This is a genomic window from Pantoea allii (assembly GCF_046529425.1).
GTDB lineage: Bacteria > Pseudomonadota > Gammaproteobacteria > Enterobacterales > Enterobacteriaceae > Pantoea > Pantoea allii.
This window is the reverse complement of record NZ_CP125958.1, coordinates 3,811,870-3,825,661: the sequence shown is the minus strand read 5'-3', so window position 1 is coordinate 3,825,661 and position 13,792 is coordinate 3,811,870. Positions and strand designations below refer to the sequence as shown.

Genomic DNA, 13,792 nt, shown 5'->3' with positions numbered 1-13,792 from the left:
TTACACCGTTTCCTTCTGATCTTTAGACTTGCGCTGTAACTCTTTCTCGACCTGTTTGGCTCGCCAGATGTTGTTTAGTGCGTTCACCATCGCTTTTGCAGAAGATTCGACAATATCTGTCGCCAGACCGACGCCGTGGAACTTACGATTGTTGTAGCTCACCACGATATCAACCTGACCCAGCGCATTCTCGCCATGACCTTTTGCCGTCAGCTTGTAATTAACCAGTTCTGCATTGAACTGGGTAATACGGTTAATCGCCTGATAAACCGCATCAACCGGACCGTTACCGGTCGCCGCTTCTGATTTCGTTTGTTCGCCGCAGCCCAGATTCACCGACGCGGTGGCCGTAATGCTGGAGCCTGACTGCACATTGAAATCATTCAGTTGGAAAAATTCAGGCTCTTCGTTTTGTTTATTAATGAAAGCCAGCGCTTCCAGATCGTAATCAAATACCTGACCTTTCTTGTCCGCCAGTTTCAGGAAAGCGTCATACAGGGAATCCAGGTTGTATTCGCTTTCTGTGTAGCCCATCTCTTCCATACGATGTTTTACCGCTGCGCGGCCGGAGCGGGATGTCAGATTAAGCTGAATTTTGTGCAGGCCGATGGACTCAGGTGTCAGGATTTCATAGTTTTCACGATTTTTGATGACACCGTCCTGATGAATACCGGAAGAGTGGGCAAAGGCGTTAGAACCGACCACCGCTTTGTTGGCCGGAATCGGCATATTGCAGATCTGGCTAATCATCTGGCTGGTACGGTAAATTTCCTGATGATGAATATTGGTATGAACATTCATGATCTGCTGGCGGGTTTTGATCGCCATGATCACTTCTTCCAGCGCACAGTTACCGGCGCGTTCACCTAATCCGTTCAACGTGCCTTCGACCTGACGGGCTCCAGCCTGAACCGCAGCGATCGCATTGCCCGTTGCCATGCCCAAATCATCATGCGTATGGACAGACAGGATCGCTTTATCAATGTTTGGCACGCGTTGAATCAACTGGCTAATGATGTTGGCGTATTCGTTCGGCAAGGTGTAGCCGACGGTGTCCGGGATGTTAATGGTGGTCGCACCGGCGTTAATCGCGGCTTCAACCATACGGCACAGGTCGTCAATTGGAGTACGGCCACCATCTTCACAGGAAAACTCGACATCATCCGTATAGTTACGGGCGCGCTTCACCATACGGACGGCGCGTTCGATCACTTCAGGCAGGGTACTGCGCAGCTTCGTGGCAATATGCATCGGTGACGTCGCGATAAAGGTATGGATACGGAACGCTTCAGCGACGCGCAACGACTCGTAAGCGGCATCAATATCCTGTTCAACACAGCGAGCCAGACCGCAAACCCGGCTGTTTTTGATGGTGCGCGCAATGGTTTGCACGGATTCAAAATCACCTGGTGAAGACACAGGGAAACCGACTTCCATCACATCAACGCCCATACGTTCCAGCGCTAATGCAATTTGCAGTTTTTCTTTCACACTCAGGCTGGCCTGTAATGCCTGTTCACCATCGCGCAGAGTGGTATCGAAAATAATAACTTGCTGGCTCATCGTGTTCATCCTTTTGCGTTTCTTGCCTTGCAACGAGCATAAAAAAACCCGCGACAGGCGCGGGTTTTTAACTTTTAGCAGGTTCGAATCAGTGTTTGATTTCGCCCACAAGTCTACCGCGCACATAAGTTGCGTTTAGTAGTAGACCTGATAGACGAAAAGAACGTGACATGTTTCAAACCTCGTGAATTTTTTGCTGCATCTATTGGTACTGGAATCACCCATGGATGTCAACCATAAGCAAAGGGTTATTTTTTGCAGCGGCAAAGAAAAATGTTCTGCCATTTTCGGCCCTCGCAGAGTATTAAACGAGAGAGACACTTCGCGTCACGCTTATTGCCGCTGACGTTAGCCTGCTGGTCGATGGTTATGTGCTAATTCAATGAATTATAATGATAAATTAAAGGCGTTATATCATTTTATCCACGAAGGTGTGATGAAAGGCAGCATAATCCATCGCGCCTGAAGACTTTATAAGAGCGTTACGCCGTAAAAAGGCGCGGCTGAAAGACGGCTGGCTGAACCGGTCTGTCATCTGTTTTTTTTATTTCTTAGATACGACTGCAAAAAATACCATTACCAGCATTTTCCTCTGCTATTAACTGGCGTATTTAGTTTAATAATCGTAAGCCAAAGTTGGCGAGCAGAGGCTTTGTATCCTGCCTCCTTTAATAAAAGGCGTTTGGCGTTTGCCAGCCCGTTTTTCTGCGGTTATGGTAATCGACCTACTCTTAGAAAAAATAACCCAGCAGAATTCTCTGTATCTGGACAGCAGAAATGAGTTCTGCTGTCTTAGCAAAAACATAAGGTTTTGATCTTAATTGGCGAAAACAGGGCTGGATGCATGTGGCTAGCGGGAAAGCAGTCGTCAGTAGATTCAGTTCCTCAAGCCGGGAGGCAGAAAATGGAGATGTTGTCAGGAGCCGAAATGGTCGTCCGGTCGTTAATCGATCAGGGCGTTAAGCAGGTATTCGGCTATCCGGGTGGCGCAGTGCTGGATATTTATGATGCGCTGCAAACCGTAGGTGGGATAGATCACGTTCTGGTTCGTCACGAGCAGGGCGCGGTGCATATGGCAGATGGTCTGGCGCGCGCAACCGGCGAAGTGGGCGTGGTGCTGGTAACGTCGGGGCCGGGCGCAACCAATGCGATTACCGGCATAGCGACGGCCTATATGGATTCTATTCCGTTGGTCATTCTGTCAGGTCAGGTTCCTTCGTCTCTGATTGGCTATGATGCCTTCCAGGAATGTGACATGGTCGGTATTTCTCGTCCGGTGGTGAAACACAGTTTCCTGGTGAAAAATACCGAAGAGATCCCGATGGTGCTGAAAAAAGCCTTCTGGCTGGCCTCTACGGGTCGTCCTGGGCCGGTGGTCATCGATCTGCCAAAAGATATTCTTAATCCTGCGAATAAGCTGCCTTACCATTATCCGCAGGACGTGAGCATGCGCTCTTATAACCCCACGATTCAGGGGCACAAAGGCCAGATTAAACGCGCCTTGCAAACCTTGCTGGCGGCGCATAAGCCCGTTATCTATGCCGGCGGCGGTGCCATCACGTCCTCTTGCGAAGCGGAACTGCTGCAGTTGGCCGAACGTCTGAATATTCCGGTCACCACCTCACTGATGGGGCTGGGCGCGTTTCCTGGCAGTCATCGTCAGTGTGTCGGCATGCTGGGCATGCATGGAACCTACGAAGCGAACATGACCATGCATAACGCCGATTTGATCTTCGGGGTTGGCGTACGTTTTGATGACCGCACCACCAACAATCTGGCTAAATATTGTCCCAATGCCACCGTGATGCATATTGATATCGACCCGACCTCCATTTCAAAAACGGTGGCGGCAGATATCCCAATTGTCGGAGATGCCAAACAGACCTTACAGCAAATGCTGGAACTGTTGGATCAGAGTGAGGCAAAGCAGCCATTCGACAGCCTGCGTGACTGGTGGCAGTCGATTGAAACCTGGCGCAGTCGCCAGTGCCTGGCGTTCGATCGCACCAGTGACAAAATCAAACCACAGGCGGTTATCGAAACCATTTGTCGCCTGACGAACGGGGATGCCTACGTCACTTCGGACGTGGGACAGCATCAGATGTTCGCCGCCCTTTATTACACCTTCGATAAACCGCGTCGCTGGATTAACTCCGGTGGCCTCGGCACCATGGGCTTTGGCCTGCCTGCCGCGCTGGGCGTTAAAATGGCCCTGCCTGACGAGACGGTTATCTGTGTAACCGGTGATGGCAGTATTCAGATGAATATTCAGGAGCTCTCGACCGCGCTGCAGTACGATTTGCCGGTGTTGGTGCTGAATCTGAACAACCGTTTCCTGGGCATGGTGAAACAGTGGCAGGACATGATTTATTCCGGTCGCCATTCTCAGTCTTATATGGAATCGCTGCCTGATTTTGTTCGCCTGGCTGAAGCCTATGGTCACGTGGGTATTGCCATTGATCATCCTGCAGAGCTGGAAGAAAAGCTGGCGCTGGCGCTGGAAACCCTGGCCACAGGGCGGCTGGTCTTTGTAGACGTCAACGTTGACGGCAGTGAGCATGTTTACCCGATGCAGATTCGCGGTGGCAGCATGGACGAGATGTGGTTGAGCAAAACGGAGAGGACTTAATTATGCGTCGCATTTTATCAGTTTTGCTGGAAAACGAATCCGGCGCATTGTCTCGCGTAGTGGGCCTGTTTTCACAACGCGGCTATAACATTGAGAGCCTGACCGTCGCACCGACGGATGATCCCACGCTGTCACGCATGACCATTCAGACCGTCGGCGACCAGAAAGTGCTGGAGCAGATCGAGAAGCAGCTCCACAAACTGGTCGACGTACTGCGCGTGACCGAGTTAGGGCAGGGCGCGTATGTTGAACGTGAAATTATGCTGGTGAAAATTCAGGCGACGGGTTATGGCCGCGAAGAGGTGAAGCGTAGCGCTGAAATCTTCCGTGGGCAGATTATTGACGTCACGCCATCGCTTTACACGGTTCAGCTGGCAGGTACCAGCGACAAGCTGGATGCCTTTTTAAGCACCGTTCGTGAAGTCGCTGAAATTGTCGAAGTGGCTCGCTCAGGAATCGTGGGCGTGTCTCGTGGTGAGCGCATTATGCGTTAATCACGCTCCGTTACCATCAGCAATGTTTGTAACCCGGCGAAATGCCGGGTTTTTTCTTTTTAATGCGCAAGATTGACGACCATCAGAAAAGCGGTTGCTACGCGCACTTTTCTGCTGTTAGATGTGCTAAAAAGGATGTCCATAGCTTATCTGCGGGTTAACAATCAGCTTAAGCCTGTTTAATGGTGGGGTTACAGTGAAACTGGATGAAATTGCGCGTCTGGCGGGTGTATCGCGCACCACGGCCAGTTACGTTATAAATGGGAAAGCACGGCAGTATCGTGTCAGCGACAAAACCGTTGAGAAAGTCATGGCGGTGGTGCGCGAGCATAATTACCATCCCAATGCGGTAGCGGCAGGGCTGCGCGCCGGACGCACGCGATCGATTGGATTGGTCATCCCCGATTTAGAAAATACCAGTTACACGCGCATTGCTAACTACCTTGAACGTCAGGCTCGCCAGCGTGGCTACCAGTTGCTGATCGCCTGTTCTGAAGATCAGCCTGATAACGAGATGCGCTGTATCGAGCATCTGCTGCAACGCCAGGTCGATGCGATTATCGTATCGACGTCGCTTCCACCCGAGCATCCTTTTTATCAACGCTGGATCAATAACCCATTACCGATCATCGCGCTGGACCGTGCGCTGGATCGTGAGCACTTCACCAGCGTTGTCGGCGCCGACCAGGATGATGCCTTTGCGCTGGCGGCTGAATTGCGTCAGCTCAAAATTAGTAACGTGCTGTTTATGGGCGCGTTACCTGAACTCTCCGTCAGTTTCCTGCGTGAATTGGGCTTCAGAGAGGCCTGGAAAGATGATGAGCGCCCGATTGATTACATTTACTGTAATAGTTTTGAACGCACGGCTTCTGCTGCGTTGTTTGAAACTTATCTGGAGAATCACCCCATGCCAGATGCGCTTTTCACGACCTCTTTTGGTCTGCTGCAGGGCGTCATGGATGTCACGCTGAAACGTAACGGGCGCTTGCCAGCCGATCTCGCCATTGCCACCTTTGGCGATCACGAGCTGTTGGACTTTCTTGAGTGTCCGGTATTGTCTGTTGGCCAACGTCATCGTGACGTCGCCGAACGGGTGCTGGAATTAGTTTTAGCCTCTTTGGATGAACCCAGAAAACCCAAACCCGGTTTAACCCGAATTCGTCGTAATTTATTGCGTCGTGGACAATTAAGCAGAATTTCTAATTAAATTAAGGGCAGCAATAAGTCTGCCCTGTCTATTACATGCTGTTTTTAAACTCTTTCTTCTTAAAGTAAAAAAGCGTAAGCGTTATTCATTCATGCTCACAAATTAAGTTAACGGACTATTCTTGTTTACTTACAACTTAGCGCCTGTTTTAAACGCTGTTTGTCGCTATGTAGCTGTGCATCCCTTAAGAAATCCCCTAAAATGCGTCCCCTGTCTCAAAACGGCTCAACGCTATTCAACCTGAATAAACGTGTAATTTTAAGCCACTCTTTTTTGCGTCAGATTTTTTTATTCAGTTATTCATTAGTTTAATTTTGATTAATCATCTTTTGGCGTTTTGAAACCCTCTCAGTGTTAATTCCCGCCTTGGTAAATAGTCATATTCAACTGCCGCTCCGGCTTGACAATGATTTCCTACGATCCTTAAACTCGTTTTGTGGTAAAAAGTGGGATAAAGTGGTGCAAATGGGTAATTGAGGGGTGAGGCTGGCATGTTCCGTGGAGCAACGTTAGTCAATCTCGACAGCAAAGGACGCCTGGCGGTACCAACGCGCTATCGCAATTTGCTGAGCGAGGAATCACAGGGGCAGATGGTTTGTACCATCGACCTCCACCAGCCATGCCTGTTGCTCTACACCTTGCCCGCATGGGAAATCATTGAGAAGAAGCTGGCGAGTCTTTCCAGCATGAATCCTCTGGAGCGCCGGGTACAGCGCTTGCTGCTGGGACATGCCAGTGAATGTCAGATGGACAATGCAGGCCGCTTGTTGTTGGCGAATACGCTTCGTCAGCATGCAAATTTAAGCAAAGAAGTGATGCTGGTTGGGCAGTTCAATAAGTTTGAACTGTGGGATGAACAGACCTGGTATCAACAAGTCAGGGAAGATATTGACGCAGAACAGTCAGCTCAGGAGCCTTTATCTGAGCGGTTGCAGGATTTATCGCTATAGCTATGCAGGAAAATTACAAACACACCACCGTGCTGTTGGATGAGGCGGTTAATGGCCTCAACATCAAGGAAGACGGTATCTACATCGACGGCACCTTCGGTCGTGGCGGCCACTCGCGCTTAATTCTGGCGCAGCTTGGCGCTGGTGGAAAGCTCATCGCCATTGACCGTGACCCGCAAGCTATCGCCGCAGCGGCTGAGATAAAGGATCCACGTTTTTCGATTGTTCATGGTCCCTTTTCCGCACTGGCAGAGTACATGGCCGAGCGGGAACTGGTTGGCCGTATCGACGGCATATTGCTGGACCTGGGGGTTTCATCCCCCCAACTGGATGATGCCGAACGAGGCTTTTCATTCATGCGTGACGGACCACTGGATATGCGTATGGACCCCACGCGAGGTCACTCTGCCGCCGAATGGTTATTGCAGGCAGACGAAGCGGATATTGCGTTTGTGCTGAAAACTTACGGCGAAGAGCGTTTTGCGAAACGCATTGCCCGCGCCATCGTCGAGCGTAATCGTGAAGAACCGATGACGCGCACGAAAGAGCTGGCTGCGGTAATTGCCGCTGCCACACCGATAAAAGATAAGTTTAAACATCCGGCTACGCGCAGCTTCCAGGCGATCAGGATCTGGATTAACAGCGAACTGGAAGAGATTGATATCGCGTTGAAAGGTGCGGTTGAGGTACTTGCCCCACAAGGGCGTTTATCCGTTATCAGCTTCCATTCGCTGGAAGACCGACTGGTAAAACGTTTTATGCGCGATCAGAGTCGGGGTCCGCAGGTGCCACATGGACTCCCTATGACCGAACAGCAGCTCAATGCGCTGGGCGGCCGTCAGTTAAAGCTACTGGGAAAAATGGTACCGGGCGACGTTGAGGTGAAAGAGAACCCTCGTGCACGCAGTTCCGTTTTACGCATCGCTGAGAGAACTGACGCATGATCGGCAACGAACGGCACAGCTTACCCGGCGTTATCGCCGGGGACATTTTGCGCAAAGGCAAAATTCCCCTGCTGTTGCTGATAGCCGTACTGGTTTCTGCCGTATTGGTGGTGACCACTACGCACAAAACGCGCCTGTTAACCGCCCAGCGAGAGCAACTGGTGCTGGAGCGTGATGCGCTGGACATTGAATGGCGCAATTTAATTCTGGAAGAGAACGCCCTTGGCGATCACAGCCGCGTTGAGCGGATCGCCACCGAAAAGCTGCAGATGCAGCACGTTGATCCTTCGCAGGAAAACATCGTGGTGCAAAAATAAGGATCTGTTACTGCTAATGAACGGCGTAAAAAGAACGCTGAAGTTAAAAAAACCGGAAGATAAAGCCAGCTTTGTAAGCTGGCGTTTTGCGTTGTTATGCGGTTGCATTTTGCTGGCGTTAGGTGGGCTGTTGTCTCGGGTTGCGTGGCTGCAGGTGATCAACCCAGACAAGCTGGTTAAAGAAGGCGATTTACGCTCATTACGCGTTCAGGCGGTGCCGACCGCGCGCGGCATGATCAGCGATCGTGGCGGACGCCCGCTGGCGGTCAGCGTGCCGGTAAATGCGATCTGGGCCGATCCTAAAGAGCTACATGATGCTGGCGGGGTCACGCTTGACAGCCGCTGGAAAGCCTTATCCGATGCCCTTTCTATCCCCATTGATCAACTGGCCGCACGCGTGAATGCGAATCCCAAAGGGCGCTTTATTTACCTGGCGCGTCAGGTCAATCCCGCCATCGGTGAATACGTTAAAAAACTCAAGCTGCCAGGCATTCATTTGCGTGAAGAGTCTCGACGCTACTATCCGGCTGGTCAGGTGACGTCACATCTCATCGGCTTTACCAATATCGACGGCCAGGGCATTGAAGGCATCGAAAAGAGCTTCGATAAATGGCTGACCGGTGAACCAGGCGAGCGAACCGTGCGTAAAGATCGCTACGGACGTGTGATTGAAGATATCTCTTCGGTTGACAGCCGTGCCGCGCACAACCTGACGCTGAGCATCGACGAACGCCTGCAGGCGCTGGTCTACCGCGAACTCAACAACGCAGTGGCCTTTAACAAAGCGGAATCGGGCACGGCGGTGCTGGTGGACGTGAACACCGGCGAAGTACTGGCAATGGCCAACAGCCCGGCCTACAACCCGAATAACCTGAGCAACACGGCAAAAGACCTGATGCGTAACCGCGCCATCACCGATATTTTCGAGCCTGGCTCAACGGTGAAGCCGATGGTGGTGATGACGGCCCTGCAACGCGGTGTGGTGAAAGAGAACAGCGTACTGAATACCGTTCCCTATCGCGTCAACGGCCATGAAATCAAAGATGTGGCGCGCTACAGCGAACTGACTTTGACAGGTGTTTTACAGAAATCGAGTAACGTCGGTGTTTCACGACTGGCGTTAGCGATGCCCTCCTCAGCGCTTGTAGATACTTACGCGCGCTTTGGACTGGGTAAACCGACCAATTTGGGGCTGGTCGGGGAAAGTAGTGGCTTATACCCTAAAAAACAACGGTGGTCTGACATAGAGAGGGCCACCTTCTCTTTCGGCTACGGGCTAATGGTAACGCCGTTACAGTTAGCGCGAGTCTACGCAACGATTGGCAGCTTCGGCATTGCACGTCCGCTGTCGATAACCAAAGTTGATCCGCCGGTTGGTGGTGAGCGCGTGTTTCCTGAAGCCTTGGTGAAAACCGTGGTGCACATGATGGAAAGCGTGGCGTTACCGGGCGGAGGCGGCGTGAAAGCCGCCATCAAAGGCTATCGCGTGGCGATCAAAACCGGTACCGCGAAAAAGGTCGGGCCGGATGGTCGTTACGTGAATAAATACATTGCCTATACCGCAGGCGTTGCGCCTGCCAGTCGCCCTCGTTTTGCACTGGTGGTGGTCATTAACGATCCCCAGGCCGGTAAATATTATGGTGGTGCGGTTTCTGCACCGGTGTTCGGTGCCATCATGGGCGGCGTTCTGCGTACCATGAATATCGAACCGGATGCCCTGCCGACCAATGACAAAAACGAGTTGGTGACAAACAGAAGTGAGGAATCAAGTGACAGATCGTAACCTGCGCGACTTACTCGGACCGTGGGTGCCTGACGCACCTGCGCGCCCGTTGCGTGACATGACTCTGGACAGCCGCAGTGCGGCGGCGGGCGATCTGTTTGTGGCCATTGCCGGCCATCAGGTTGATGGTCGACGGTTTATTCCTCAGGCGATTGCGCAAGGCGTGGCTGCCGTTATCGCGGAAGCAGAAGGGGAAGCGACCGACGGCGAAATTCGTGAGATGCACGGCGTGCCGGTCATTTATCTGGCGCAGCTGCATCAACGTCTTTCTGCTCTGGCAGGCCGTTTTTACCAGCAGCCTGGCGAAAAGCAAAAGCTGATTGGCGTAACCGGTACCAATGGTAAAACGACCACCACGCAGTTACTGGCGCAGTGGGCCAGCCTGCTGGGCGAAACCAGTGCCGTGATGGGCACGGTAGGCAATGGGCTGGTCGGGCAACTGGTGCCAGCGGAAAATACCACGGGTTCAGCCGTAGACGTGCAGCACAACCTGGATGAACTGGTCCGGAAAGGCGCATCGCTGACGGCAATGGAAATTTCGTCACACGGGCTGGTGCAGCATCGTGTTTCAGCACTGCCCTTTGCCGCTGCGGTGTTTACCAACCTCAGCCGTGACCATCTCGATTACCACGGTGATATGCAGCAGTATGCGTCGGCAAAATGGTTGTTATTTTCCGAGCATCAGGTCGGGGTGGCCGTGCTTAATGCTGACGATGACGTCGGTCGCCGCTGGCTGGCAAATCTGCCTGACGCCGTGGCAGTCACGATGGAAAATAACCTGCAGCCCGGTAATCATGGCCGCTGGCTTCGTGCGACCGACGTGAACTATCACGATAATGGTGCCCACATTCGCTTCGACTCAAGCTGGGGCGAGGGCGAGATAAACAGCCGCCTGATGGGGGCCTTCAACGTCAGTAACTTACTGTTGGCTCTGGCAACGCTGCTGGCGCTGGGTTATGCGCTGGATGATCTACTGCGGGTTGCGGCAAGACTGCAGCCGGTGAACGGGCGAATGGAAGTCTTCAGCGCCCCGGGTAAGCCTACTGTCGTGGTGGATTATGCCCACACGCCGGATGCCTTAGAGAAAGCATTGGAAGCCGCGCGTCTGCATTGCAAAGGCAAACTGTGGTGCCTGTTCGGATGTGGCGGCGATCGCGACAAAGGTAAGCGCCCACTAATGGGAGCAATTGCTGAGCAGTTTGCCGACGTGGTGGTGGTGACGGATGATAATCCGCGCAGTGAAGATCCTCAGGCGATTGTGCAGGACATTCTGAGTGGGCTGCTCGATCCTGGTCGTGCCCGTGTCGTTTCCGGACGCGCGCAGGCCGTGACCAGCACCATCATGCAGGCTCATCCCGATGACATCGTATTGGTGGCCGGGAAAGGCCATGAAGACTATCAAATTGTTGGCAATCAACGTCTGGATTACTCCGATCGTGCGACGGTCGCCACATTGCTAGGAGGCGTAGCATGATTCCGGTTTCATTGAGCACGTTAGCACAGATCACCAGCGGCACCCTGCACGGCGACGACCTGACATTAAATGATGTCACTACGGATACCCGCAAGGTCACCGCAGGTAGCCTGTTTGTGGCCATCGTGGGCGAGCGTTTTGATGCCCATGACTTTGCAGAAGATGCCATTGCCAAGGGGGCCAAAGCCTTGCTGGTAAGTAAGCGTTTACCTGTATCTGTGCCTCAGGTCGTGGTTAAGGATACGCGTCTGGCGTTTGGCAAGCTGGGCGCATGGGTGCGTCAACAGGCCAGCGCTCGGGTCGTTGCCCTGACCGGCTCTTCCGGTAAGACCTCGGTGAAAGAGATGACGGCTGCGATTTTACGTCAATGCGGTGAAACGCTTCATACCGCAGGCAACCTGAACAACGATTTTGGCGTGCCGATGACCTTATTGCGCCTCACGCCTGAACATCAGTTCGCGGTCATTGAGCTGGGTGCAAATCATCAGGGCGAAATCGCCTACACCACCGATCTGGTCCGTCCGGAAAGCGCGCTGGTCAATAACCTTGCCGCGGCTCATCTTGAAGGGTTTGGTTCGCTGGCTGGCGTGGCAAAAGCCAAAGGTGAAATTTTTAACGGTTTGCCCGCGAAGGGAACGGCGATTTTAAACGCTGACAGCAATGACTGGCCGCACTGGCAGGAGAACCTGCACGGTAAAACGGTATGGCGTTTCTCCCCCCAGGATGCTGACTGCGATTTTCACGCGCGCGACATTCGCATCAGTCAGGATGGCACGCACTTTGTTATGCACACGCCGCATGGCGAAGCAGACATTACCTTACCGGTGCCGGGACGGCATAATATTGCGAATGCGCTCGCCGCTGCCGCGCTCGCGCTGTCGGTGGATGCCCCGCTCAGCGCAGTACAGAGTGGCCTGAAAAACCTTCAGTCCGTGCCCGGTCGCCTGTTCCCCATTCGCCTCTCCGCGCAGCAACTGCTGCTCGATGACAGCTACAACGCAAACGTCGGCTCAATGATCGCAGCAGCCCAGGTGCTGTCTGAGATGCCGGGTTACCGCGTCATGGCGGTGGGCGATATGGCTGAATTAGGCGACGAAAGCGAACAGTGCCATCGTGAAGTGGGCCTGGCCGCCAAAGCCGCAGGCATTGATAGTGTGTTAAGCACCGGTCAGATAAGCCATTTAATTAGCGAAAACAGTGGCGTTGGCGAACATTTCAGCGATAAAACCGCGCTGACTGAACGTTTACGCCAGTTACTGTCCGAACACAAAGAAATGACCGTATTGATTAAGGGTTCACGTAGTGCCGCCATGGAGCAGGTAGTACAGAGCTTACAGGAGAAAGGAACATGTTAGTTTGGCTGGCCGAACATCTGGTCGCATTTTATTCCGGCTTCAACGTCTTTTCGTATCTGACGTTTCGCGCCATTGTCAGCCTGCTGACCGCGTTATTTATCTCCCTGTGGATGGGGCCACGCCTGATTGCGTGGCTGCAGAAACTGCAAATCGGTCAGGTGGTGCGTAACGACGGCCCGGAGTCGCACTTTAGCAAGCGTGGGACGCCGACCATGGGCGGCATCATGATTCTGACTTCGATCACCCTGTCGGTATTGATGTGGGCTTACCCATCCAACCCCTATGTCTGGTGTGTGCTGGTGGTGCTGGTGGGCTTTGGCGTGATTGGCTTTGTCGATGATTACCGCAAAGTAGTACGCAAAGATACGAAAGGGTTGATCGCGCGCTGGAAATACTTCTGGATGTCGGTGATTTCCCTGGGCGTTGCCTTTGCGCTTTATCTGGCCGGTAAAGATACGCCAGCCACAGAGCTGGTTGTGCCTTTCTTCAAAGACGTGATGCCACAGCTGGGTCTGTTTTACATCGTGCTGGCTTACTTTGTCATTGTGGGTACCGGTAATGCCGTCAACCTGACCGACGGTCTGGATGGTCTGGCCATTATGCCAACCGTCTTTGTGGCGGCAGGTTTTGCACTGGTCGCCTGGGCAACAGGTAACGTGAAATTCGCTGAGTATCTGCATATTCCTTATTTACGGCATGCCGGTGAACTGGTGATCGTCTGTACCGCCATCGTGGGGGCAGGATTAGGGTTCCTCTGGTTCAATACCTATCCGGCCCAGGTTTTCATGGGCGATGTCGGATCGCTGGCGCTGGGCGGCGCATTAGGGACCATCGCCGTGCTGCTGCGTCAGGAATTTTTATTAGTGATCATGGGCGGCGTGTTTGTTGTTGAAACGCTGTCGGTGATTCTGCAGGTGGGGTCATTCAAGCTACGCGGGCAACGTATTTTCCGTATGGCACCAATTCACCATCACTACGAACTGAAAGGCTGGCCAGAGCCGCGCGTCATTGTGCGCTTCTGGATTATTTCGCTCATGCTGGTGCTGATTGGCCTGGCGACGCTGAAGGTACGGTAA

The 13,792-nt window shown here is 52.8% G+C and carries 12 protein-coding genes; 10 read left to right on the top strand and 2 right to left on the bottom strand.

The window, feature by feature from the left end; all coding sequences use genetic code 11:
• Complete coding sequence (gene leuA / locus QNH99_RS18100; protein ID WP_063878394.1) at positions 1-1,563, bottom strand: 2-isopropylmalate synthase; 1,563 nt, start codon at positions 1,561-1,563, stop codon at positions 1-3.
• An 88-nt stretch (positions 1,564-1,651) separates the two neighbouring features.
• Entirely contained in the window at positions 1,652-1,735 is an 84-nt protein-coding gene (leuL, locus tag QNH99_RS18095; protein ID WP_109716544.1) for a leu operon leader peptide, read from the bottom strand.
• Between the two features lie 732 nt (positions 1,736-2,467).
• Here leuL and ilvI point away from each other — a divergent pair.
• The 10 genes from ilvI to mraY all read left to right on the top strand — a co-directional run bounded on the left by ilvI (position 2,468) and on the right by mraY (position 13,792).
• A complete protein-coding gene (ilvI, locus tag QNH99_RS18090) occupies positions 2,468-4,192 on the top strand; it encodes an acetolactate synthase 3 large subunit (protein ID WP_063878395.1) in 1,725 nt (574 codons plus the stop codon).
• 2 nt (positions 4,193-4,194) lie between these two features.
• Positions 4,195-4,686: an acetolactate synthase small subunit gene (gene ilvN, locus QNH99_RS18085; RefSeq protein ID WP_006117664.1), complete on the top strand. Its 492-nt coding sequence runs from the start codon at positions 4,195-4,197 to the stop codon at positions 4,684-4,686.
• 196 nt (positions 4,687-4,882) lie between these two features.
• Positions 4,883-5,893 carry a catabolite repressor/activator gene (gene cra, locus QNH99_RS18080; protein WP_283356044.1) on the top strand — a complete coding sequence of 337 codons (1,011 nt, stop codon included), beginning with the start codon at positions 4,883-4,885 and terminating at the stop codon, positions 5,891-5,893.
• A 491-nt stretch (positions 5,894-6,384) separates the two neighbouring features.
• Entirely contained in the window at positions 6,385-6,843 is a 459-nt protein-coding gene (gene mraZ, locus QNH99_RS18075; RefSeq protein WP_063878397.1) for a division/cell wall cluster transcriptional repressor MraZ, read from the top strand.
• A 2-nt stretch (positions 6,844-6,845) separates the two neighbouring features.
• Complete coding sequence (rsmH, locus tag QNH99_RS18070) at positions 6,846-7,787, top strand: 16S rRNA (cytosine(1402)-N(4))-methyltransferase RsmH (RefSeq protein WP_218994980.1); 942 nt, start codon at positions 6,846-6,848, stop codon at positions 7,785-7,787.
• The gene (ftsL, locus tag QNH99_RS18065; RefSeq protein ID WP_013024606.1) at positions 7,784-8,104 is read left to right on the top strand and encodes a cell division protein FtsL; all 321 of its coding nucleotides are present in this window, start codon (positions 7,784-7,786) and stop codon (positions 8,102-8,104) included. Before rsmH ends, ftsL begins: the two co-directional genes overlap by 4 nt.
• Before the next feature lie 16 nt (positions 8,105-8,120).
• Positions 8,121-9,887 (top strand): peptidoglycan glycosyltransferase FtsI, encoded by a 1,767-nt coding sequence (locus QNH99_RS18060; protein WP_063878399.1) that lies wholly within the window; start codon positions 8,121-8,123, stop codon positions 9,885-9,887.
• Positions 9,874-11,361, top strand: coding sequence for a UDP-N-acetylmuramoyl-L-alanyl-D-glutamate--2,6-diaminopimelate ligase (gene murE, locus QNH99_RS18055; RefSeq protein WP_096010984.1), 1,488 nt, complete (start codon positions 9,874-9,876; stop codon positions 11,359-11,361). Before QNH99_RS18060 ends, murE begins: the two co-directional genes overlap by 14 nt.
• Entirely contained in the window at positions 11,358-12,716 is a 1,359-nt protein-coding gene (murF, locus tag QNH99_RS18050) for a UDP-N-acetylmuramoyl-tripeptide--D-alanyl-D-alanine ligase (protein ID WP_283356043.1), read from the top strand. The genes murE and murF overlap by 4 nt, the downstream gene beginning before the upstream one ends.
• On the top strand, positions 12,710-13,792 hold the full coding sequence (gene mraY / locus QNH99_RS18045; protein ID WP_013024610.1) for a phospho-N-acetylmuramoyl-pentapeptide-transferase: 1,083 nt from the start codon (positions 12,710-12,712) through the stop codon (positions 13,790-13,792). The genes murF and mraY overlap by 7 nt, the downstream gene beginning before the upstream one ends.

Excerpts from the sequence above, each read along its gene's own strand:
- leuL (WP_109716544.1), bottom strand. The coding sequence starts at position 1,735 with ATGTCACGTTCTTTTCGTCTATCAGGTCTACTACTAAACGCAACTTAT.
- ilvN (WP_006117664.1), top strand. The coding sequence starts at position 4,195 with ATGCGTCGCATTTTATCAGTTTTGCTGGAAAACGAATCCGGCGCATTG.
- QNH99_RS18060 (WP_063878399.1), top strand. The coding sequence starts at position 8,121 with ATGAACGGCGTAAAAAGAACGCTGAAGTTAAAAAAACCGGAAGATAAA.
- murF (WP_283356043.1), top strand. The coding sequence starts at position 11,358 with ATGATTCCGGTTTCATTGAGCACGTTAGCACAGATCACCAGCGGCACC.
- leuA (WP_063878394.1), bottom strand. The coding sequence starts at position 1,563 with ATGAGCCAGCAAGTTATTATTTTCGATACCACTCTGCGCGATGGTGAA.
- ilvI (WP_063878395.1), top strand. The coding sequence starts at position 2,468 with ATGGAGATGTTGTCAGGAGCCGAAATGGTCGTCCGGTCGTTAATCGAT.
- mraY (WP_013024610.1), top strand. The coding sequence starts at position 12,710 with ATGTTAGTTTGGCTGGCCGAACATCTGGTCGCATTTTATTCCGGCTTC.
- ftsL (WP_013024606.1), top strand. The coding sequence starts at position 7,784 with ATGATCGGCAACGAACGGCACAGCTTACCCGGCGTTATCGCCGGGGAC.
- rsmH (WP_218994980.1), top strand. The coding sequence starts at position 6,846 with ATGCAGGAAAATTACAAACACACCACCGTGCTGTTGGATGAGGCGGTT.
- mraZ (WP_063878397.1), top strand. The coding sequence starts at position 6,385 with ATGTTCCGTGGAGCAACGTTAGTCAATCTCGACAGCAAAGGACGCCTG.